We start from the raw sequence: 21,106 nt of genomic DNA, 5'->3' as shown, positions 1-21,106 counted from the left end.
GTAGCGTTCTCGATGTGGCCGGGTCGCGGGACGAGAGGGGGACCGGGTGGGGACGGGGACGGGGGAGCTCGCGACCTGGCCGCCTGCGGCGGTCGCGGTGGTTGTGGCGGCGCTCTGCACGGCGGCGTTCACGCTGCTCGTGGCGGTCGTCGGTGGGCTGTGGGCGGTCATCCGGTGGCGGCGGGACGTCGCGCGTGAACAGCGCGACCGGGCTTGGTCACGATTCGTCTGGGTGGTCGACCACGTCACGGACGCGGACGTGGGTCGTGCCGAGATCGGGAGACTCGTCGCGGGAGCGATGTACAACATGCAGGTTCTTCGCGAGGCCGACGAGGTCATCGGCAAGCTCGTGCTGGAACTGGTGACGGAAGAGGAGCAGACATGACGCAACGGGACCCGGTGAAGGCCTTGTTCGTGCGGCGGGACGAGGAGTGGAAGGCGAACGTGCGCAGACGGCACTGGTTCCGGCCATGGCGAGCACGTCGGGTGATCGCCGAGCACGATCGGCTGCGGGAGATGATGGAGGAGATGGCCGAGGCCAAGCGGGAACGGAGTCGCCTCATCGCGGCCGGCGTGCTCGAGCGCTCAGGGGAGTGACGCGCGGAGTGACCCGAGCGTGCCGATGAACTCCTCGGCCATGCCGGCGCGCTCGACGAGCTTGGCGTGCCGGGCACGGGCGTCGTCGAGGTACTCGTCGAGGCGTGCAGCCAGCGCGGGCTCGTCGTCGGGGTCCTTCGCCGCCAGCGCGTCGACGACCCGCAGCAGGTCCGCCATCTCGTCGAGCGTGAACCCGAGCGGCTTCATGCGGCGGATCACGAGCAGCCGGTCCAGGTCCTGCGCGGTGTAGACGCGGAACCCGCCGGTCGTGCGGCCACTCGGCACGAGCAGACCGACCTCGTCGTAGTGGCGGATCGTCCGCAGGGACATGCCGGCGCGGTCCGCCAGCTCGCCGATGTGCATCGTGTCCGGGGCGTCGGTGGTGCTCACGGTGCACAACTCTACCCTCACGTGAGGGTAGAGTTCCCCTCGATGTCCGTGATCACACACGCGCCGGCTGCCCCGAGCGTCCTCACCGCCCTCCGCTCACCCCGCACGCTGACCCGAGAGGTCCTGGCCGGGATCGTCACCGCGCTCGCCCTCATCCCCGAGGCGATCTCGTTCTCCGTCGTCGCCGGTGTCGACCCGGCGGTCGGTCTCTTCTCGAGCGTGATCATCGCGATCGTGATCTCGATCGTGGGCGGGCGCCCGGCGATGGTGTCCGCCGCAGCCGGGTCGGTGGCGCTGGTCATCGCGCCGCTCGTCCGCGAACACGGCATCGAGTACCTCGTGCCCGCGATCGTGCTCGGCGGCGTGTTCCAGCTCGTCCTCGGGTTCCTCGGGGTCGCGCGACTGATGCGCTTCATCCCGCGCAGCGTGAACGTGGCCTTCGTGAACGCGCTGGCGATCCTCATCTTCACCGCACAGCTGCCCAACCTGCTCGGCGACGACGTCCCGTTCGTCGTCTGGCCGCTGACCGCCCTCGGCATCGCGATCATCGTCGGCTTCCCGTTCCTGACCAAGGCGGTCCCGGCGCCGCTCATCGCGGTCGTCGTGATCACCGGCATCACCATGCTCTTCAGCGTCGTCGTCCCCACGGTCGGTGACGAGGGCGAACTGCCCACCGCACTGCCGGGGTTCAACGGCATCGTGACGCCGTTCTCGTTCGAGACGCTGCAGATCGTCGCGCCGTACGCGTTCGGCGTCGCGATCGTCGGCCTCATCGAGACCCTGCTGACCGCGCAGCTCGTCGACTCGATCACCGAGACCGGCTCGAGCAAGTGGCGGGAGTCCTGGGGGCAGGGCGTCGCGAACATCGCATCGGCGTTCTTCGGTGGCACGGGTGGCTGCGCGATGATCGGCCAGACGGTCATCAACGTGAAGACCGCGGGCGCGCGGACCCGGATCTCGACCTTCGTCGCCGGTGCGTCCGTGCTCGTGCTGACGATCGTGCTGCACGACCTCGTCGCGCAGATCCCGATGGCCGCCCTCACCGCCGTGATGCTCATGGTGTGCGTGGCGACCTTCGACTGGCACAGCATCCGCCCGCGCACCCTGCGACGGATGCCGCTCGGTGAGACCGCGGTCATGCTGATCACGGTCGTGGTGGTCGTCGTGACCGAGAACCTCGCGACCGGGGTGCTCGTCGGGGTCGTCGTCGCGGCGCTCGTCTTCGCACGCCGGGCGGCCCACGTCGTGACGGTCGTGCGCGAGCCGGTCGACGAGCACACCGTGCGCTACCGGGTCCGCGGCGCGTTGTTCTTCGCGTCGTCGAACGACCTCGTCACCCGGTTCTCCTACGCCGAGGACCCGGAGCACGTGGTCATCGACATGTCCGAAGCGCACGTCTTCGACGCCTCGACGGTCGCGGCGCTGGACGGCGTCGAGCAACGCTTCGCCAAGCACGGGTCCACGGTCGAGGTCGTGGGTCTCAACACCGGGTCGGTGGCCATCCACGGGCGGCTGTCGGGCGAACTCGGCTGAGCGCTTCCGCATCCGGTGAATCGGCTGTGGGGCCGGTGAGCACCGATGGGCGACCTACACTGGAACCCATGCCCGCGACCCGACTCCACCTCGTCCGGCACGGTGAGGTGCACAACCCCGACCGCGTCCTGTACGGCCGGCTCCCGGGCTTCGGACTGAGCGACCTCGGCAAGCAGATGGCCCTCGCCTCGGCGACCGCGTGGCAGGACGCCGGTGTCGACGTGCGCCGGATCGTCGCCTCGCCGCTGCAGCGCACGCAGGAGTCCGCGGCGCCGTGGTCGGCCGCGTACGGGCTCGACGTCACGCTGGACGAGCGGCTCATCGAGCCGACGAACCGGTACGAGGGGCAGCCCCCGGGCTTCACGAAGCGTTCGCTCGGCCGCCCGGCGGAGTGGCCCTGGATCGCGAACCCGTTCCGACCGAGCTGGGGCGAGGCGTACGAGTCGATCGCCAACCGCATGCTCGCGGCGATGACCACGGCATGGGAGAGCGTCGACGGCGGCGACGTCGTCCTCGTCAGCCACCAGCTGCCGATCTGGATGGTCCACCGGAAGCTCGCGGGGGAGTCGCTCTGGCACGACCCACGCAAGCGCCGCTGCGACCTGTCGAGCATCACCACCGTCGAACGGGTACCCGCCTCGACGACCGGTCGGTTCACCGAGGTCGGGTACACGGATCCCGCGCAGGAGCTGCGCGCGACCGCCATCGACGAAGGAGCAGTGTGAGCGTCATCAGCAAACGATTCGCGGTCCTCGCAGCGACGGCGGTCGCCGCGGCGCTCGTCCTGTCGGGATGCTCGTCGGACAACGGTGACCTGGTCAAGCAGTACGGCAACGGCACCACCCAGAACTACATCTCCGGCGACGGCGCGGTGACCGAGGTCACCGCCGACAAGCGGTCCGACGCGGTGGACTTCGAGGCGAAGGACTCCGACGGTGACACCGTCTCGTCGAAGGACCTCAAGGGCAAGGTCGTCGTCCTGAACTTCTGGTACGCGAGCTGCCCGCCGTGCCGCGCAGAGGCGAAGTACCTCAACAAGGTGCACGCGTCCTACGCCGGTGCCGACGACGTCGCGTTCATCGGCGTCAACGTCCGCGACGAGGCAGCGACCGCGGCTGCCTTCGAGCGCACCTTCGGGGTCGACTACCCGACCGTGCTCGACCAGAAGACCGGCACGATGCAGCTCGCGCTGTCCGGTCAGATCGCTCCGAACGCCGTGCCGGCGACGATCGTCCTCGACACCAAGGGCCGCGTGGCTGCCCGGGTGCTCGGTGCCGTCGACGGCACGAGCATCCTGAAGACCCTGATCAGCGACGAACTCGACGCCGGCAAGGCCTCCTGACCCGTGGCCTCCAACCCCTTCGCCGACGCGATCCTGAGCGGCCAGATGGCCGTTGCGCTGCCCGTGGCGGCGCTCGCGGGGCTCGTCTCGTTCCTGTCGCCGTGCGTGCTGCCGCTCGTGCCCGGCTACCTCGGGTACGTCGGCGGGATCGCCGAGGGCGGGCAGCGCCGGGGTCGGGTCGTGCTCGGGGTGCTCCTGTTCATCCTGGGGTTCACCGCGGTCTTCGTCGCGTACACGACGGTGTTCGGGGCGCTCGGGTTCTGGCTCGTGCGCTGGCGGGACCTCATCACGCAGGTCCTCGGCGTCGTCGTCGTCGCGATGGGCCTGGTCTTCGTCGGGCGGTTCACGTTCATGCAGCGCACCATCAAGCCGAGCTGGACGCCCGCGACCGGACTCGTCGGCGCCCCGCTGCTCGGCATCGTGTTCGGCCTCGGGTGGACCCCGTGCCTCGGGCCGACCCTCGCCGCCATCAACCTGCTCAGCGTGCAGTCGGGGAGTGCCTGGCAGGGCATGTGGCTCGGCGTCGCGTACTGCCTGGGTCTGGGCGTCCCGTTCGTCCTGGTCGCCGTCGGGGCCGGCTGGGCCACCGGTGCGATCCGCGCCGTGAAGCGCCACATGCGCACCGTCAACATCATCGGAGGAGCGATCCTGATCGTCATCGGTCTGCTCATGGTCACCGGAATCTGGTCGGCCGTCATGTCGAGTGTCGGGGCGGTGATCCAGAGCTTTGTCCCCGCGATCTGACCCCGACACCGAAGCGACGGGGGCCGACACCGCGTCGGACCCGCAGCGACCGTCCGACCACGTCGACGGCTCCGGCCCCGGCGACCCCGGCATCAACCAGCCGAAGCTCGGGTTCATCGGCACCCTCCGGTTCTTCTGGCGGCAGCTCACGAGCATGCGCACCGCGCTGTTCCTGCTCATGCTGCTCGCCCTCGCGGCGATCCCGGGCTCGCTCGTGCCGCAGCGCACCGCCGACCCGAACGGCGTCGTCCAGTACAAGGCCGACCACGCGACGCTCTACCCGATCCTCGACAAGCTGCAGGTCTTCGACACCTACACCTCGGTGTGGTTCTCGGCGATCTACCTCCTGCTGTTCGTCTCGCTGATCGGCTGCATCGTGCCGCGCACGAAGCACCACTGGCAGGCGCTGCGGACCCGTCCGCCCCGGACCCCCGCGCGCCTGACGCGACTGGCGGGCTTCCGCACCGTGGCGGTGCAGCCCGACGCGATGATCGACGGCACCACCGGGATCGACGCGACCACGGGCCTCCCGTCCACCGAGCACGCTGTGACGCGCGCGATGGCGATCCTGAAGCGCTCCGGGTACCGCGTGGAGCGCTTCGGCGACTCGGTGAGCGCGGAGCGCGGCTACCTGCGCGAGACCGGCAACCTGGTGTTCCACGCGGCGCTCGTCGGCGTCCTGCTGGCCGTCGGCGTCGGCGGCGGGTTCGGGTTCACCGGGCAGCGGCTGCTGGTCGAGGGGCAGACGTTCTCGAACGTCCTCGGCTCCTACGACTCGTTCAACCCCGGTCGCTGGTTCCAGCAGACCGACCTCAAGGGCTACAACCTGACGCTCGACAAGTTCGTCACCAAGTACGAGGAGCGCAACCTCGACGCCCTCGGCCAGGCGCTCGACTACTCGGCGACCGTCACGAGCAAGGAGAAGGGCGGCGAGTCGAAGACCAGCCGCCTCGGCGTGAACGACCCGCTGCACGTCGGCGGCACCAACGTCTACCTGCTCGGCAACGGCTACGCGATGAACGTCACGGTGCGCGACGGCGAGGGCAACGTGGCGTTCCAAGACGTCGTGCCGTTCCTGCCCGAGGACGCCAACTACACGTCCACCGGCGTCATCAAGGTGCCGGACGCGCTGCCGGACCAGCTCGGCATGGTCGGGTTCTTCTACCCGACGGCGTCGAAGCTCGCCTCCGGTGCGTACACGAGCGCCTACCCGGACACGCAGAACCCGCTGCTGACGCTGCAGGTCTACACCGGCGACCTCGGGCTCGACAGCGGGGTGCCGCAGAGCGTCTACACGCTCGACACCAAGGGCCTGCAGCAGATCGCCGGCCGTCAGTCCGACACGGCGAGCATCGCGCTCGAGCCGGGTCAGACCAAGCAGCTGCCGGACGGCGCCGGGTCGATCACGTTCGACGGCGTCAAGCGCTACGTGTCGCTCGACGTGCACCACGACCCGTCGCAGGCGTGGGTCGCCGGGTTCGCGCTGCTCTCCACGCTCGGGCTGCTGACGTCGCTCTTCGTCCCGCGCCGACGCGTGTGGGTGAAGGTCGTCCCCCGCACGGGCGCTGAGCACGGCGAGTACGACCTGGAGTACGCCGGTCTCGCCCGTGGCGAGGACCCCAACCTCGAACGGGCCGTCGGGGACATCGCACACCGCCACACGTCGGACCTCGGAGTTAGGATGCCCCAGTGAACGACATGACCACGAACCTCGCGACCTACTCGGTCGTGCTGACGTACTCCGCGATGGCGGTCTACGTCATCGCGTTCATCTCGTTCGCGCTGGACATGGCGAAACGCTCCGGCGAGGTGACGGCAGCGGCGAAGAACACCGGCGCGGACTCGGACGACGCAGCCGCGACCGCCTCGGTGGGTGCGGCCCGATCGGCGAAGACCGTCGCCACCGTCCGCGGTGGCACCGTCGTGCTCGAACCGGTCGCCGCGCCCCCGGCGAACGCCAGCGGCTCGGCCGGGCGCGGTACGAAGTTCGAACGCGTCGGCATGGCCATGACGATCCTCGCGCTCGTCCTGCACGTCGCATCGGTGGTCCTCCGCGGCATCGCGGCCGACCGTGTGCCGTGGGGCAACATGTTCGAGTTCTCGCTCACCGGCACGGCGCTGATCACGCTCATCTTCCTGCTGGTGCAGTTCTGGCAGAACCTGAAGTTCCTCGGTGTCTTCATCACCGGGCTGACGATCATCCTGCTCGGCATCGCCACGGTGAACTACTGGGTCCCCGTCGTCCCGCTGCAGCCCGCCCTGCAGTCCTACTGGCTGGTCATCCACGTCTTCGTGGCGATCGCCGGCACCGGGTTCTTCGCGCTCGGCGCGGGGCTCGCGGTGGCGCAGCTCGTGCAGACGTACCGCCAGGGCCGCACCGCGTCGGGCAAGCTCCGCTTCATGGCGACCCTGCCGGACGCCGACCGCCTCGAGGTCCTCACCTACCGCGTCCTGCTCGTCGGCTTCGTCCTCTGGACCTTCACCCTGATCGCCGGTGCGGTCTGGGCGGAGCGCGCCTGGGGCCGGTACTGGGGTTGGGACACCAAGGAGGTCTGGACGTTCATCATCTGGGTCGTCTACGCCGGGTACATCCACGCCCGTGCGACCCGCGGCTGGCGCGGTGCGCGGTCGTCGTGGCTGGCGCTCATCGGCTTCGCCGCCGTGATGTTCAACTTCTCGGTCGTGAACGTGTTCTTCAAGGGCCTGCACAGCTACTCGGGTCTGTGAGCGACGTGCGTCGCTGACGCGGCTCTGGTCGCGACTGCGATCGGACAGGAGGCGCGGTGCCAGCTGGCACCGCGCCTCCTGTCCGTGTCGGCGTCCCTCTACGCGGCGGCGAGCAGGGTGTGCACGCGCTCGAGCCGGGCGAGCCACCACGCCGTGCGCTCCGGCGACGCGGCGTTCCGGTCCAGCAGGTCCGACGAAACCGTGGCCCGGCGCACCGGCACCCGGCCCCCGACGGGCAGCAGGGGGTCCGCGGTGACGTCGGACGCGAACATCGCGGCCGTCCCGAGCCCCGCGGCGTACCCCGGGGACATCGCGGCCGCGGCGAGGAACGCCCCCATGCCGAGCCCCACCGAGGTGTCGAGCGCGCTGGAGACCACGCACGGCAAGCCGGCCTCGGCGATGACGGCGCGTGCGGCCGTGACGCCGCCGAGCGGTTGGGCCTTGACGACGAGGACGTCGGCCGCCCCGGCCCGTGCGACGGCGAGGGGATCCGCCGCCTTGCGGACGCTCTCGTCCGCGGCGATCCGGATGCCGAGGCCGGCGGTCCGTGACCGCAGTGCCGCCAGTTCGGGCACGGTCCGGCAGGGCTGCTCGGCGTACTGCAGGTCGAAGGGGGCGAGGCGTTCGAGGGCCTCGGCGGCCTGGTCGACGCTCCAGAGACCGTTGGCGTCCACCCGGACGGCCGCCGAGGGGCCCATCACGCGGCGGACCTCGGCGACCCGGGCGACGTCGTCGTCGACGGTGGTGCCGGGTTCGGCGACCTTGACCTTGGCGGTGGTGCACCCGGGGTAGCGCGCGAGCAGTGTGGCGACCGCATCGGGCGTGATGGCCGGCACCGTGGCGTTCACAGGCACCGAGTCGGCGGCGGGCTCGTGCTCCGTCCACCCGAAGTCGATCGCGCCGCGGAGCCACGCGGCGGCCTCGGCGTCGTCGTACTCGACGAAGGGCGAGAACTCCGTCCACCCCGAGGGGCCCCGGAGGACGACCGCCTCGCGCGTGGTGATGCCGCGGAACCGCACCCGCATGGGCAGGGCGACCACGTGCGCGTCGGCGGTGAGTTCGGCGAGGTCGGGGAGCACGTCCGCCATCCTCCCACCGCACCCAGGGCACCTGCCGGTTCCTCGGAGGGGACCGCCAGGGCAGGGCATTAGCATGCATCGGTCGGCCCCGGTCGGCACAGGTCACGACCCGGATCGAACCGTCCGGAACGAGGGAGGCGCGGTGGCGCGGGAACCGCAGCAGCACGCGTCGCAGCGCCCCGGTCGCGACACCGACGAGTTCGCCCGGCTCATGCAGCAAGGCACCGTCGACGTGCGCCAGACGACGGCTCGGAAGCGCCGCAGCCCGATCGTCGGCAAGATCGCCCTCGGCCTCGCGGTGGTGTCCGCAGCGGTCGACGCCAGCGCCTTCGCGGTCTTCATGGGCGGCGACACCGAGTTCGCGTTCGGGATCTGCTTCGTCGTGGTCTTCCTGACCCTCATCGCCGCCGTGCTCGGCTTCGTCGCCGCGGTCGGCGGCCTCGGTCGGTGGTACGGCGCGATCGGCGTCGTGGTGGCGTTCTTCGCCAACCCGGTCATCCTCATCGTGATCCTGGTGTTCGTCGCACCCGAGGTCCTGACCGGCATGGGCGCCTGACCGCAGCGGTACGTTGGGAGCATGGCTGCTCCCGTCTCCGACCTGTTCGACCCCGACGTCTGGACCGCGGCTCCGATCGCGGAGCAGTTCACGGACATCACGTACCACAAGCACGTCTCGAAGGGCATCGTCCGGGTCGCCTTCGACCGGCCCGAGGTGCGGAACGCCTTCCGTCCGCGCACGGTCGACGAGCTGTACCGCGCACTCGACGACGCCCGTCAGGACCCCCGCGTCGGCGTCGTCCTGCTCACCGGCAACGGCCCGAGCCCGAAGGACGGCGGCTGGGCGTTCTGCTCCGGCGGCGACCAGCGCATCCGCGGGCGCAGCGGCTACCAGTACGTCGGCGACGAGGGAGCTCCGCCCGAGGGGGTCGACCCGGCCGCCGCGCAGGCCTCGATGGGGCGACTGCACATCCTCGAGGTGCAGCGCCTGATCCGCATGATGCCCAAGGTCGTCATCGCCGTGGTCCCCGGGTGGGCGGCCGGCGGCGGGCACTCGCTGCACGCGATCTGCGACCTGACCATCGCGAGCGCCGAGCACGGCCGGTTCAAGCAGACCGACGCCGACGTCGGGTCGTTCGACGGCGGCTACGGCAGTGCCTACTACGCCAAGCAGATCGGCCAGAAGTTCGCGCGCGAGGTCTTCTTCCTCGCACAGGAGTACTCGGCGCAGCGCGCGTACGAGATGGGCGCCGTGAACGCCGTCGTCCCGCACGAGGACCTCGAGCGCGAGGCGATCCGCTGGGGTGAGATCGTCCTCGGCAAGTCCCCGACCGCGATCCGGATGCTGAAGTACGCGTTCAACGCCGTCGACGACGGCATGGTCGGCCAGCAGGTCTTCGCGGGCGAGGCGACGCGGCTCGCCTACGGCACCGACGAGGCCGTCGAGGGCCGCGACTCGTTCCTCGAGAAGCGCGCCCCCGAGTGGACGTCGTTCCCGTGGCACTACTGAGCCCGGTGCTCCGCGTGCGTCCGGTGGTCCGCACGCGCCCGGTGGGTTTGGCATGAGCCGTCCGCTGGTCGCGCTCGGCACGTCGGACCCGCTGGCCGTGCTCCGTGGCCTGGAGGCAGCGCTCGCCGGCGGCCCCGCGCTGCTCCCCGTCGCCGAGGGAACACCCGCCCTGCCGACCCCGCCACCGGCCGACGTCCGGCAACGGGTCGCCCTGGTGGTCGAGACGAGCGGGTCCACCGGTACGGGCAAGCGCGTGGCGCTCTCGTCCGAGGCGCTGCTCGCGGGGGCGGCAGCCGCCGACGCCGCACTCGGAGGCCCCGGTGGCTGGGTCCTCGCGCTGCCCACGCACTACATCGCGGGCCTCAACGTCCTGACCCGCTCGATCGCCGCGGGGACGACGCCGGTCGTCGTGGCACCGGGCCACTTCGACGCGGCGGCGTTCGCGGACGCCGCAGACCGGCTCGTCACCGGCCCTGCCGCCCCACGGCGCTACACGTCCCTGGTCCCCGTGCAGCTCGCCCGTGTGCTCGACGACGGCCGTGCGACCGCTGCGCTCGCCCGGTTCGACGCCGTCCTCGTCGGCGGCCAGGCGACCCCGGCGGCACTGCGTGATCGGGCGGTCGCGGCGGGCGTGCGGATCGTGACGACCTACGGCGCCAGTGAGACGAGCGGTGGCTGCGTGTACGACGGCGTCCCGTTCGGCACCGTCCGCACCGAGGTCGTGGACGGCGAGCTGCAGCTGTCGGGTCCGATGCTCGCCGAGGGGTACCTCGGTGACGACGACCGGACGGCCACGACGTTCGTCGATCGCGACGGTCTGCGCTGGTACCGCACGGGCGACGCCGCAACGGTGTCCGACGGGGTGGTCCAGGTGCTCGGACGTCTCGACGACGTGGTGGTCTCCGGTGGCGAGAAGGTCCCGCTCGGCGCGGTGGAGCGGCTCGTGCGCGACCTGCCCGACCAGCACGGGGCGGTCGTCACCCGACGGGCCTCGGGGGAGTGGGGCGAGGTGCCGGTCGTCGTCACCGAGCAGCCGCTCGACCTCGACACCGTCCGGTCCCACGTGGGCGACGCACTCGGCCGTGCGGCACGTCCGGCCGCGGTGGTGGTCGTCGACCGGCTGCCGATGCTCCCGTCCGGCAAGCCCGACCGGCGGGCGATCCAGGACTTGGCGTCCTCGTAGGTCCGCGCGACGGCACCGCGACGCGTCGCGGATAGGATCGGTGGTCGTGGCACGAACGAAGAACACGACGCACAAGCAGGGCCGCTCGGGCAACCCGGCGAAGGCCGCGGCCCCGGTCCGCTCGAAGCGCCGGGCGACCGCGCGGGACTGGATCGGCGGCGCACGGCTCCGCACCCTGACGCTCGGCGTCGTCCCCGTGGTGCTCGGCACCACCGTGGGCTTCGTCGACAGTCGCACCACGGGTGACTTCGGTGCGTTCCTGGCGCAGGACGCGCACCTCGCCATCGCGCTGCTCGCCCTCGCCGTGGCCCTGTTCCTGCAGATCGGCGTGAACTACAGCAACGACTACTCCGACGGCGTCCGCGGCACCGACGAGTACCGCGTCGGCCCGGCTCGACTGACGGGTGCCGGCCTCGCGAAGCCCCGGACGGTGCTGACCGTCGCGCTGACGTTCTTCGGGCTGGCAGCGGTCGCCGGGATCGTCATCGTGGTGCTCACCCAGCTGTGGTGGCTGCTGCTCGTGGGCGCCGCCGCCATCGTCGCCGCGTGGTTCTACACCGGGGGCAAGAAGCCGTACGGCTACAACGCGCTCGGTGAGGTCTTCGTCTTCGTGTTCTTCGGCCTCGTCGCCGTGCTCGGCACCCAGTACGTGCTCATCGGCCAGGCCACCGCGAGCGGGTGGGCCGCAGCGGTCGCCGCCGGGTTCTTCGCCTGCGCGGTCTTGATGGTCAACAACATCCGCGACATCGACGAGGACCGTCTGGCCGGCAAGCGCACCCTCGCGGTCGTCGTCGGCCGACCGGTGGCACGGGTGCTGTACGGCCTGTTCCTGATGCTGCCGTACGTCGTGCTGCTCTGGTTCGTCCTGCTCTACTTCCGCACCGGCTTCACGTACTTCTCGCTGCTGCTGGCCCTGCCGGCGCTCGCGATCGGGGTGTCGTCGCGCAAGCCGCGTGAGCTCATCACGGCGTTGCAGCTGTCGTCGTTCGCGTCGCTGGTGTTCGGCGTGGTGCTCGGCATCACGCTCGCCGTCCAGCCGTAGGACTACTCCGCGTCGGTGTCCCGGCGCGCGGCGTGCCGGTCGGCGTCCGACACCGGGCGCACGGTCGGGGTGTCCGCGGCGTCGGTGTCCGCAGCGTCGACGAAGTCGTCCTCGAAGTCGGTGTCCGCGTCGCGCTCCGGGCCCCCGCGGCGGTTGGCGAGGCTCAGGGCGACCGTGGTGCGGAGCTTCGCGAGCGCGATGTAGGACACCAGGAGCCCGACGAGGGCAGCGACGATGGTCGCCCAGTACCAGGGCATCGGCGTCAGGAGCAGGAGCAGCACGAGCGCCGCCGCGAAGATGCCGAGCCGGGCGAGGGTGTAGAGGAGCCACGCTTTCACCCTGCGAGTCTACGGACGGCCGACCGGCAGGGTCGTCACAGGCTCGCGACCTACACTCCTGGGCATGGTCCGCTTGTGGTTGATCGTCGTCGTCGCCGCTGTCGCCTTCACGGTGTACGCGGCCATCGACTGCGCGACGATGCCCCGCGAACGTGTCCGATCCCTCAGGCGCGGTGTCTGGATGCTCCTGGTGATCGTCCTCCCCGTCCTCGGCGGGGTGCTCTGGTTCCTGCTCGGCCGGTCGCCGGCGTCCCCGGGCACGACCGCCCGGTACCGTGGACCCGAAGACGACCCGGACTTCCTCGGCACCGCGCCCGCGCCGGGGGACACCCTCACGGACAAGGACCAGGACGACGCGACCCTCCGAGACCTCGAAGACCAGTTCCACGACCGAGACGACGACGGCCGCACCGATCGCTGACGGGCCCGCGGGATCGGGCAGCCCGGCGACGGACGCGGCCCTGACCCTGCTGCAGGAACTCGTGCGCGCCGGCGTCACCGACGTCGTCGTCAGTCCCGGCTCGCGGTCGCAGGCCCTCGCGCTCGCGGCCGTCGCCCTCGAGCGTGCCGGTGGCCTGACCGTGCACGTCCGACTCGACGAGCGCACCGCCGGGTTCTTCGCCCTCGGGCTCGCGGTGGAGTCCGGCCGGCCGGCCGCGGTCGTGACGACCTCGGGCACCGCCGTCGCCAACCTGCACCCCGCGGTCCTCGAAGCGCACCACTCCGGCGTCCCGATGATCGTCCTGAGCGCCGACCGGCCGGACGAACTCCGCGGCATCGGCAGCAACCAGACCACGGTCCAACCGGGCATGTTCGGCGACGCGGTCCCCTTCGTCCGCGACGTCGAGGCGCCGTCGGCACACGGGGCCGACGCGTCGGTGCGTGCCGCGCTGCGCGACCTCGCCCGCCAGGCCGTCGCCGCGGCCGCCGGGCACACCGGACAGCCCGGACCGGCGCAGCTCAACGTCGCGTTCCGCGAACCCCTCTCCGCCGGCCTCGACGCCGAGAACGTGCAGGGCGTCCCCGACGACGAGGTCGACACCGCGTTCGCCACCCGTCGCGTGCACGGGGGCCTGCCGGTGGCGGAGCTGTCGCCGGACGACGAGCCGGGCACGGTCGTCATCGCCGGGCACGACGCCGGTGCGGACGCCGAACGCATCGCCTGGGAGCTCGGGGCGCCCCTGCTCGCCGAGGTCTCCAGCGGCGCACGGTTCGGCCGGAACCTCGTCGTCGCCTACCGCGACCTCCTGCGCGACCCGGACTTCGGCGGGGCGGTCCGCCGCGCCGTCGTGCTCGGCCACCCGACCCTCAGCCGGGAGGTCCCGGCGCTGCTGCAGCGGCAGGGGCTCGAGACGATCGTGGTCCGCGGACCCGCGGCCGACCCCTTCGACCCGGCCCGCGCCTCTCCCCACCGGCACGGCCCGGACGCCGCTGGCGCGTCGCCCGGGAACCGGCGGCGTGGGCCCAGCGAATCATTGACCACCTTCGTGTCCGACGTCCGCGTGACCGGCCGCACCCGGTCGGAGCACCGTGCGTGGGTCGGTCGCTGGGTCGGCGCGAGCCGTCAGCTGCTCGGCGACGGCGACGCCGGACCCGACCTCGGCGCCAAGCGGTCCCCGGACCGCGCCGAACGCAACAAGTTCCTGCGCGACGAGGTCGCGCTCCGCCGCCGACCGGTCGACCGTGCGATGCTCGCCGACGCCGTGTGGGGCGTGACGTGGCCGCACGACCGGCTCGTGTTCGGGGCCTCGCAGATCATCCGCGTCGCCGACGGACGGGTGCTCGGCAAGAAGATCCGGGTGCACGCGAACCGCGGCCTCGCCGGCATCGACGGCACCGTGTCGACCGCGTTGGGCATCGCCGCGGCGCTCGAGCAGTCGTCGGCGTCGGTCGGCACCACGCGCGTGCTGCTCGGCGACCTGACCCTGCTGCACGACCTCGGGGCGTTCGTCACCGGCACCGAGGAACGGACGCACCGGGTGCAGGTCGTCGTCGGCAACGACCACGGCGGCGCGATCTTCCGCGGGCTCGAGGTGGCACGCACCACCCCACCGGAGGACATGCGGCGGATGATGTCGACCCCGCAGCACGTCGACGTCGAACGGGTCGTCACCGGCCTCGGCTGGGAGTACCGCCGCGCCGAGACGTGGGGCGACCTCGAACGCGTGCTCACCGATCCGGCTGAGCGGGTCGTCATCGAGGTCCCGCTGGCGGACTGACGCGGCGGGGGCGACGCAGCGCGACCGCGGGGCCGCGTGGTGCCGCGCCGCTCAGGCCAGCGCGTCGGTGACCGGTCGGAACTTCAGGGCGGTCTCGGCGACCTCGCGCGCCGGCTCCGACCCCGCCACGACACCGGCGCCGGCCCAGGCCCGGACGGTGCCGTCGTCGTCGATCCGGGCGCTCCGCAGCGCGAGCATCCACTCGCCGTCGCCCGTGGCGCCCATCCAGCCCACCGGACCGGCGTAGCGTCCGCGGTCGACGCCCTCGAGCTCGGCGACGAGCCGGACGGCCACGTCGGTGGGAGTCCCCGCGACCGCGGCGGTCGGGTGCAGGGCGTCGGCGACGTCGAGCGAGGTGGTGTCCGGCGGCAGCGTCGCCTGCACGTCGGTCGCCAGGTGCCACAGGTTCGGCAGCTGCAGTCGGAACGGCTCGGGGTCGGCACGCAGCTCGGTGACGAGCGGGCGGAGCGAGGCGAGCAGGCTGTCGATCGCGAACGCGTGCTCCTCGACGTCCTTCGCGCTGGCTGCGAGGGCCTCGGCGGCCGCACGGTCGGACACCTCGTCGGTCCCGCGTGCGGCGCTGCCGGCCAGCACCCGTGCCGTCAGCCGCGTGCCGTCCGTGCGGGCGAGCGTCTCCGGGGTCGCACCCACCAGGCCGTCGACCGCGAACGTGACGCACTGCGGGTAGGCGGCGGCGAGGTCGAGCAGCACGGCGCGTCGATCGGCTCCCGGCGGCAGCGTGCCGACGAGGTCGCGGGCGAGGACGACCTTCTGCGCGCCCCCGGCGACGATGCGCCGCACGGCCTCGGCGACGTTCGCGGCGTAGGCGGCCTCGTCGATCCGGCCCGGGCGCAGCGTGACGGAGACGTGCGGTCCGACGTGGGGGACCGGCACCGAGGTCCGTGTGAAGGCGAGCGGCTCGGCGCCGACGGTCGTGTCGATCGCCGTGAGCCAGGCCTTCCCGCGCCGACGACCGATGACCACGCGCGGCACGATCAACACGCTCTCGTCGGCGGAGTCGTCGGCGAAGGCGAAGGAGCCGAACGCCACCAGACCCGACCCGCGCAGCTGCACCGGGTCGTCGACGGTGGCGGCTTCCACGACGGAACGCCACACGGCGGCCGCGTCGCGCATCCGGTCGGGCCCGGTGAACGTGAACCGCAGCGCTTCCCCGATGCCGACGATGCCGTCGCCGTTCCGGACGAAGGCCAGGGGACGGTCGCGGAGGGTGTGGCGGAGGACGGTGCCCGGGTCGTCGAGGATCCGGGTGGAGACCGTCAGCGGGGGCGCCGCCGTGGTGGTTCGGGTCACGGCTCCGATGCTACGCGCGGTCGGTCGGACGCCCGGTCGTCCGCCGGTCGCACGAGCCGTCGCTGCGAGTCCGGTGAACGTACGGTCGAGACCTCTAGGATTGGTCGGGTGAGCAGAGCGGACCTGAACAAGCGGCCGGACGAGGTGGCGGCGATGTTCGACGACGTCGCGGCCAAGTACGACCTCACGAACGACATCCTGTCGGCGGGCAACGCACCGCTGTGGCGTGTCGCCACGGTGCGGGCGGTCGACCCCCAGCCCGGCGAGAAGGTCCTCGACATCGCCGCCGGCACCGGCACGAGTGCCGCGGCGTTCGCGAAGAAGGGTGCGGAGGTCAGCGCGCTCGACCTCTCCGCCGGCATGATCGCCGTCGGCCGTGAGCGACACCCCGAGATCACCTTCGTCGAGGGCGACGCCGAGCACCTGCCCTTCGACGACGACACGTTCGACGCGGTCACGATCTCGTTCGGGCTCCGCAACGTGAACGACCCGAAGCAGGCGCTCGCCGAGATGCTGCGGGTGCTGAAGCCCGGCGGCCGCGTCGTCATCTGCGAGTTCTCGACCCCGCCCCGTGCGCTGCTGCGCCTGGGCTACGGCACGTACCTGAAGCGCGTGCTCCCGGGCATCGCGAAGCTCTCCAGCAGCAACCCCGCCGCCTACCGCTACCTCGCCGAGTCGATCGACGCGTGGCCGGACCAGCAGGTCCTGACCCAGTGGCTGCGCGGCGTCGGGTTCTCCGTGGTCGCCTACCGCAACCTCACGGCCGGTATCGTCGCACTGCACCGTGGCCGCAAGCCCGTCGCCGACACGGTGCGCGAGTCCGCGGCCCGTCGTGCGAAGGCACGCCGCGACCACCAGGCGACCGGCGAGCAGCCGCGCGTCGACCCGGCCGACGACTGACCGGTCACCATCCCCCGAAGACGGAGCAGCACTTGAATCCGAGCGTCCCGGTCGCACGTCGCGCGCCGAGCCTCCGCGCCTCGCTGGGCATCGGCGAGCGGCTGTTCGCCACGCCCGCCGACCGCCGCTTCATCACCGCCGTCGACGACGGGCTCGAGCTCGTCGAGCAGGGGCTCGAGGACGCCATGCGTTCCACGGACACCCTGGCCGACACCACGAGCCGCTACCTGCTCTCCGCGGGCGGCAAGCGGATCCGTCCGACGCTCACGCTGCTCATCGCGCAGCTCGGCGACGGGGTGACCGACGCCGTGGTCAAGGCGGCCGTGAGCATCGAGACGACCCACCTGGCGTCGCTCTACCACGACGACGTCATGGACGAAGCGCCCGTCCGCCGTGGGGTCCCCGCGGCGCAGATCACCTACGGCAACAACGTGGCGATCCTGACCGGCGACCTGCTCTTCGCCCGTGCCAGCCTCATCACCGCCGACCTCGGCACCGAGGGCATCCGGATGCAGGCCGAGACCTTCCAGCGGCTCTGCATGGGGCAGCTGCACGAGACCACCGGCCCGCAGCCCGACGACGACCCGGTCGAGCACTACATCCAGGTCCTCAGCGACAAGACCGGTTCGCTCATCGCGACCGCAGCCCGCGCCGGCGTCATGTTCTCGGGCGCTGACCGGACGTACCTCGACGCCGTCGGGACCTTCGGCGAGAAGGTGGGCGTCGCCTTCCAGCTCGTCGACGACGTCATCGACCTGGCACCCGCGACGGACAAGACCGGCAAGATCGCCGGCAACGACCTCCGCGCCGGCGTCGACACGCTGCCGATGCTGCACCTGCGGCGGCACGCGGCGACCGACCCGGCGGCGCAGGACCTCGTCCAGCGCATCGAGCGCGACGTGAACGGCGCCCCGGACGACGCGGTCGGCTCCGTGCCGTACCAGTCGGCCGTCGCCGCCCTGCGTGAACACGAGGCGACGGCGTCGACGCGCACGGTCGCGGTCCGCTGGGCCCGCGAAGCCGTGGACGCCCTCGCCCCGCTGCCCGACGGCACCGTGAAGCGGGCACTCACCCGCTTCGCGGACTCCGTCGTCGACCGCAGCCGCTGAACACCGCCCGCGACCGGACGGCCCCACGGCCGCCGCGCGGGACGCACCACCGGGAGCACCCCACCCGAACGAACTGGAGACGATCAGTGCCCACCCTCCGAATCGCCATCGTCGGCGCCGGACCCGCCGGCATCTACGCCGCGGACATCCTGCTGCGCGAGGCCCACGGACACGACGTGTCGATCGACCTGTTCGAGCAGCTCCCCGCGCCGTACGGGTTGGTCCGCTACGGCGTCGCCCCCGACCACCCGCGCATCAAGGGCATCGTCAACGCGCTGCGCGACGTGCTCGACCGTGGTGTCGTCCGGCTGTTCGGCAACGTCCGCTTCGGCGAGGACATCACCCTCGACGACCTGAAGAAGCACTACAACGCCGTCGTCTTCTCGACGGGCGCGATCAAGGACGCCGACCTCGACGTCCCCGGTGTCGACCTCGAGGGCTCCTACGGCGCCGCCGAGTTCGTCAGCTGGTTCGACGGCCACCCCGACGTCCCGCGCACCTGGCCGCTGACCGCCGAGAGCGTCGCGGTGATCGGGGTCGGCAACGTGGCCCTCGACGTCTCCCGCATCCTGGCGAAGCACGCCGACGACCTGCTGCCGACCGAGATCCCGGCGAACGTGTACGAGGGTCTGAAGGCGTCACCCGTCACGGACGTCCACGTCTTCGGCCGCCGTGGTCCCGCCCAGGTGAAGTTCACACCGCTCGAGCTCCGCGAACTCGGCGAGGTCCGCGACGTCGACATGATCGTCTACGACGAGGACTTCGACCACGACGAGGCCTCGAAGACCGCGATCGCCACGAACAAGCAGGTCATGGTCATCAACCGGGTGCTCGAGCAGTGGCGCACGCGCGAGACCGGCCAGGCGAGTCGGCGGCTGCACCTGCACTTCTACGCGAAGCCGACGGAGTTCGTCGGCGACGAGCACGGCAACCTCACCGCGATCCGGTACGAGCGCACCCGGCCGAACGGCGAGGGCGGCGTCGAGGGCACGGGCGAGATCCGCGAGATCCCGGTCCAGGCGGCGTACCGTGCCGTGGGCTACTTCGGTTCCCCGCTGCCCGGCCTGCCGTTCGACGAGCGCCACGGCGTCATCCCGAACCACGAGGGCCAGGTCCTCGACGACGACAACCAGCAGATCCCGGGCGTCTACGCCACCGGCTGGATCAAGCGCGGCCCGGTCGGCCTGATCGGCCACACGAAGGCCGACGCGATGGAGACCGTGCAGCACATCGTGAACGACCAGGCGAGCTGGTGGACGCCGGAGGACCCGTCCGAGGGTGCGATCCCGGCGCTGCTCCGCGAGCGGGGTGTCCAGTACACCGACCTCGACGGCTGGCACAACCTGGACACCCACGAGCTCGCGCTCGGTGCTGCCGAGGGGCGTGAGCGCATCAAGGTCGTGCCCCGTGACGAGATGATCGACGTGTCGCTCGGTCGCGTCGACGCGCCCACGAACTGACGGCGATGACCGACACGCGCCCCGTCCCGCCCACGGCGGTGCGGGGCGCGTCCGTTTCCGGCGCACGGCTGCAGGGCGTCGACGTCGCACGGGCGCTCGCGCTGCTCGGCATGATGGCCGCGCACATCGGCGGCATCGCGGACCAGCTCGACTGGTCCGACCCCTCGACGTGGTCGGCCGTGGCGCACGGGCGCCCGTCCACGCTGTTCGCCGTCCTCGCCGGGGTGTCGATCGGGCTGACGAGCGGTCGGACGAGCCCGCCTGGACCACCGACGATCGGCCGGGTCCGAGCACGCCTGGCGATCCGCGCCGTGGCCGTCGTCGCCGTCGGGTTCGTGCTCATCGCGTTGGACACCCCCGTCTACGTCATCCTGCCGACGTACGGGGTGCTCTTCCTGCTGGTGATCCCGGTGCTCCGGGTCCGCCCGGCGTGGCTCCTCGCCCTCGCGGGTGCCTGCGCCGTCCTGTCGCCGATCGCCGCAGTCGCGATCGCGCCGGCCTACGCGGACGCGGGCATGGTCGGCGTGCAGCTCGGCCTGGTCTACCCCGTGGTCACCTTCCTGGCGTACGTCCTGGTCGGTCTCGCGGTCGCCAGGGCCGGTCTGGGCCCACGCCGCCGGTTCCCGGACGACGCGCCAGCGGCGTCCGGGCCGTGCCGGTGGGGAGAGGCGCGGGGCACGCAGGTCGTGCTCCTCGCGTCCGGCGTGCTGGTCGCCGCCACCGCGTACATCGTCGGCACCGTCGTCGCGCCGCTCCCGCCAGGGGCTGCGTTCGCGTTCCCGGGCGTTCCGTACGCCGCCGACGACGCCACTCCGGGCCAGGCCCTCGCCCAGCTCTTCCTGTCACCGCGTGACCACTCGTCGACGACGGTCGACGTCGTCGGCACCGCGGGGGTGGCGGTGGCGGCCATCGCGCTCTGCATCCTGGTGTTCGACGGGCGAGGCCGGGTCGCCGGGCGGATCGCGTTCCCGCTCGCCGCCGTGGGGTCGATGCCGCTCACGGTCTACTCGGGACACCTCGTGGTGATCGCGATGCTGCCGACCTACCCCGAGTCGGCCGAGGCGTGGGGCTGGTTCGCCCTCGGCTCGGTCGTGTTCGCGATGGTCTGGCGCCGGTTCCTCGGCCGTGGCCCGCTCGAGCGGGCCGTCGCGGCCCTGGCATCCCTCGTCCCGATGCGCTGAGCGCACCTGCCGGGGGAGACCCGGCAGCGGAGTGCTGCTGCACGGTGCAGGGTTGTCCACTCGCCGCGGGCTTGCTCGCTGGGTGCCTCGCTGTCGCGACGCACCGTGCGGCCAAGGTCGCACCGGGTGGAGGACGACGCACCGTGCGTGGTGGTGGCGAGTCGCGCCTCCCGTCCGCACCGTGCGTGGCGGTGGCGAGCCGCGCCTCCCGTCCGCACCGTGCGTGGTTGATTGCACGGTGCCTGGCGCACGGCACCCTGACCTGGCCGGAGCGCTGCTGCACGGTGCAGGGTTGTCCACTCGCCGCGGGCTTGCTCGCTGGGTGCCTCGCTGTCGCGACGCACCGTGCGGCCAAGGTCGCACCGAGTGGAGGACGACGCACCGTGCGTGGCGGTGGCGAGCCGCGCCTCCCGTCCGCACCGTGCGTGGCGGTGGCGAGCCGCG

The 21,106-nt window shown here is 72.0% G+C and carries 22 protein-coding genes; 18 read left to right on the top strand and 4 right to left on the bottom strand.

The window, feature by feature from the left end; translation table 11 throughout:
• Positions 1 to 46: 46 nt before the first annotated feature.
• Both ACVKXF_RS02300 and ACVKXF_RS02295 read left to right on the top strand, forming a co-directional pair.
• Positions 47 to 385 (top strand): hypothetical protein, encoded by a 339-nt coding sequence (locus ACVKXF_RS02300; protein WP_214548891.1) that lies wholly within the window; start codon positions 47 to 49, stop codon positions 383 to 385.
• Positions 382 to 597 carry a hypothetical protein gene (locus ACVKXF_RS02295; RefSeq protein ID WP_456794696.1) on the top strand — a complete coding sequence of 72 codons (216 nt, stop codon included), beginning with the start codon at positions 382 to 384 and terminating at the stop codon, positions 595 to 597. Before ACVKXF_RS02300 ends, ACVKXF_RS02295 begins: the two co-directional genes overlap by 4 nt.
• Here the strand turns inward: ACVKXF_RS02295 and ACVKXF_RS02290 are convergent.
• The gene (locus tag ACVKXF_RS02290) at positions 586 to 960 is read right to left on the bottom strand and encodes a MerR family transcriptional regulator (protein WP_111084475.1); all 375 of its coding nucleotides are present in this window, start codon (positions 958 to 960) and stop codon (positions 586 to 588) included. The genes ACVKXF_RS02295 and ACVKXF_RS02290 overlap by 12 nt on opposite strands.
• A gap of 69 nt (positions 961 to 1,029) precedes the next feature.
• Here ACVKXF_RS02290 and ACVKXF_RS02285 point away from each other — a divergent pair, with 69 nt between their 5' ends.
• From ACVKXF_RS02285 to ccsB, 6 genes are all read left to right on the top strand, one after another.
• Positions 1,030 to 2,520 carry a SulP family inorganic anion transporter gene (locus tag ACVKXF_RS02285; RefSeq protein WP_456794695.1) on the top strand — a complete coding sequence of 497 codons (1,491 nt, stop codon included), beginning with the start codon at positions 1,030 to 1,032 and terminating at the stop codon, positions 2,518 to 2,520.
• Between the two features lie 68 nt (positions 2,521 to 2,588).
• Complete coding sequence (locus tag ACVKXF_RS02280) at positions 2,589 to 3,245, top strand: histidine phosphatase family protein (RefSeq protein WP_123313855.1); 657 nt, start codon at positions 2,589 to 2,591, stop codon at positions 3,243 to 3,245.
• Positions 3,242 to 3,862 carry a TlpA family protein disulfide reductase gene (locus tag ACVKXF_RS02275; RefSeq protein WP_456794694.1) on the top strand — a complete coding sequence of 207 codons (621 nt, stop codon included), beginning with the start codon at positions 3,242 to 3,244 and terminating at the stop codon, positions 3,860 to 3,862. The genes ACVKXF_RS02280 and ACVKXF_RS02275 overlap by 4 nt, the downstream gene beginning before the upstream one ends.
• A gap of 45 nt (positions 3,863 to 3,907) precedes the next feature.
• Positions 3,908 to 4,606 (top strand): cytochrome c biogenesis CcdA family protein, encoded by a 699-nt coding sequence (locus tag ACVKXF_RS02270; protein ID WP_456794901.1) that lies wholly within the window; start codon positions 3,908 to 3,910, stop codon positions 4,604 to 4,606.
• Entirely contained in the window at positions 4,590 to 6,299 is a 1,710-nt protein-coding gene (gene resB, locus ACVKXF_RS02265) for a cytochrome c biogenesis protein ResB (RefSeq protein WP_396288930.1), read from the top strand. Before ACVKXF_RS02270 ends, resB begins: the two co-directional genes overlap by 17 nt.
• A 5-nt stretch (positions 6,300 to 6,304) precedes the next feature.
• Positions 6,305 to 7,333, top strand: a complete 1,029-nt coding sequence (ccsB, locus tag ACVKXF_RS02260) for a c-type cytochrome biogenesis protein CcsB (RefSeq protein WP_456794900.1) — start codon at positions 6,305 to 6,307, stop codon at positions 7,331 to 7,333.
• Positions 7,334 to 7,431: 98 nt separating this feature from the next.
• On the opposite strand, the gene ACVKXF_RS02255 is transcribed toward ccsB, so the two are convergent.
• Complete coding sequence (locus ACVKXF_RS02255; RefSeq protein ID WP_456794693.1) at positions 7,432 to 8,421, bottom strand: o-succinylbenzoate synthase; 990 nt, start codon at positions 8,419 to 8,421, stop codon at positions 7,432 to 7,434.
• Positions 8,422 to 8,554: 133 nt separating this feature from the next.
• Here ACVKXF_RS02255 and ACVKXF_RS02250 point away from each other — a divergent pair, with 133 nt between their 5' ends.
• From ACVKXF_RS02250 to ACVKXF_RS02235, 4 genes are read left to right on the top strand one after another with little or no spacing between them, the layout of a single operon-like run.
• Positions 8,555 to 8,968, top strand: a complete 414-nt coding sequence (locus ACVKXF_RS02250) for a hypothetical protein (RefSeq protein ID WP_456794692.1) — start codon at positions 8,555 to 8,557, stop codon at positions 8,966 to 8,968.
• A 21-nt stretch (positions 8,969 to 8,989) separates the two neighbouring features.
• The gene (locus ACVKXF_RS02245; protein WP_111084280.1) at positions 8,990 to 9,919 is read left to right on the top strand and encodes a 1,4-dihydroxy-2-naphthoyl-CoA synthase; all 930 of its coding nucleotides are present in this window, start codon (positions 8,990 to 8,992) and stop codon (positions 9,917 to 9,919) included.
• Positions 9,920 to 9,971: 52 nt separating this feature from the next.
• Positions 9,972 to 11,102: an AMP-binding protein gene (locus ACVKXF_RS02240; protein ID WP_456794691.1), complete on the top strand. Its 1,131-nt coding sequence runs from the start codon at positions 9,972 to 9,974 to the stop codon at positions 11,100 to 11,102.
• A 40-nt stretch (positions 11,103 to 11,142) separates the two neighbouring features.
• Positions 11,143 to 12,144 (top strand): 1,4-dihydroxy-2-naphthoate polyprenyltransferase, encoded by a 1,002-nt coding sequence (locus ACVKXF_RS02235; RefSeq protein WP_340195940.1) that lies wholly within the window; start codon positions 11,143 to 11,145, stop codon positions 12,142 to 12,144.
• A 2-nt stretch (positions 12,145 to 12,146) separates the two neighbouring features.
• Here the strand turns inward: ACVKXF_RS02235 and ACVKXF_RS02230 are convergent, their stop codons facing one another.
• On the bottom strand, positions 12,147 to 12,482 hold the full coding sequence (locus tag ACVKXF_RS02230; RefSeq protein WP_123313849.1) for a DUF4229 domain-containing protein: 336 nt from the start codon (positions 12,480 to 12,482) through the stop codon (positions 12,147 to 12,149).
• A gap of 64 nt (positions 12,483 to 12,546) precedes the next feature.
• Here ACVKXF_RS02230 and ACVKXF_RS02225 point away from each other — a divergent pair, with 64 nt between their 5' ends.
• Together ACVKXF_RS02225 and menD are read left to right on the top strand one after the other, a co-directional pair.
• Positions 12,547 to 12,903 (top strand): PLD nuclease N-terminal domain-containing protein, encoded by a 357-nt coding sequence (locus ACVKXF_RS02225; RefSeq protein ID WP_456794690.1) that lies wholly within the window; start codon positions 12,547 to 12,549, stop codon positions 12,901 to 12,903.
• Positions 12,896 to 14,701: a 2-succinyl-5-enolpyruvyl-6-hydroxy-3-cyclohexene-1-carboxylic-acid synthase gene (gene menD / locus ACVKXF_RS02220; protein WP_456794899.1), complete on the top strand. Its 1,806-nt coding sequence runs from the start codon at positions 12,896 to 12,898 to the stop codon at positions 14,699 to 14,701. The genes ACVKXF_RS02225 and menD overlap by 8 nt, the downstream gene beginning before the upstream one ends.
• 51 nt (positions 14,702 to 14,752) lie before the next feature.
• Here the strand turns inward: menD and ACVKXF_RS02215 are convergent, their stop codons facing one another.
• Complete coding sequence (locus ACVKXF_RS02215; RefSeq protein WP_123313847.1) at positions 14,753 to 16,012, bottom strand: isochorismate synthase; 1,260 nt, start codon at positions 16,010 to 16,012, stop codon at positions 14,753 to 14,755.
• Positions 16,013 to 16,120: 108 nt separating this feature from the next.
• Between ACVKXF_RS02215 and ACVKXF_RS02210 the strand changes: the two genes are divergently transcribed.
• The 4 genes from ACVKXF_RS02210 to ACVKXF_RS02195 all read left to right on the top strand — a co-directional run bounded on the left by ACVKXF_RS02210 (position 16,121) and on the right by ACVKXF_RS02195 (position 20,662).
• Positions 16,121 to 16,912, top strand: coding sequence for a demethylmenaquinone methyltransferase (locus tag ACVKXF_RS02210; RefSeq protein ID WP_123313846.1), 792 nt, complete (start codon positions 16,121 to 16,123; stop codon positions 16,910 to 16,912).
• Between the two features lie 32 nt (positions 16,913 to 16,944).
• Entirely contained in the window at positions 16,945 to 18,021 is a 1,077-nt protein-coding gene (locus tag ACVKXF_RS02205) for a polyprenyl synthetase family protein (RefSeq protein ID WP_123313845.1), read from the top strand.
• A gap of 86 nt (positions 18,022 to 18,107) precedes the next feature.
• The gene (locus ACVKXF_RS02200; protein WP_456794689.1) at positions 18,108 to 19,481 is read left to right on the top strand and encodes an FAD-dependent oxidoreductase; all 1,374 of its coding nucleotides are present in this window, start codon (positions 18,108 to 18,110) and stop codon (positions 19,479 to 19,481) included.
• Positions 19,482 to 19,486: 5 nt separating this feature from the next.
• On the top strand, positions 19,487 to 20,662 hold the full coding sequence (locus ACVKXF_RS02195; protein ID WP_456794688.1) for a heparan-alpha-glucosaminide N-acetyltransferase domain-containing protein: 1,176 nt from the start codon (positions 19,487 to 19,489) through the stop codon (positions 20,660 to 20,662).
• The last annotated feature ends 444 nt before the right edge of the window (positions 20,663 to 21,106 follow it).

The organism is Curtobacterium sp. PvP017 (assembly GCF_054060195.1).
Note: the sequence above shows the minus strand (reverse complement) of the source record. Positions and strands in the feature narration are given on the sequence as shown.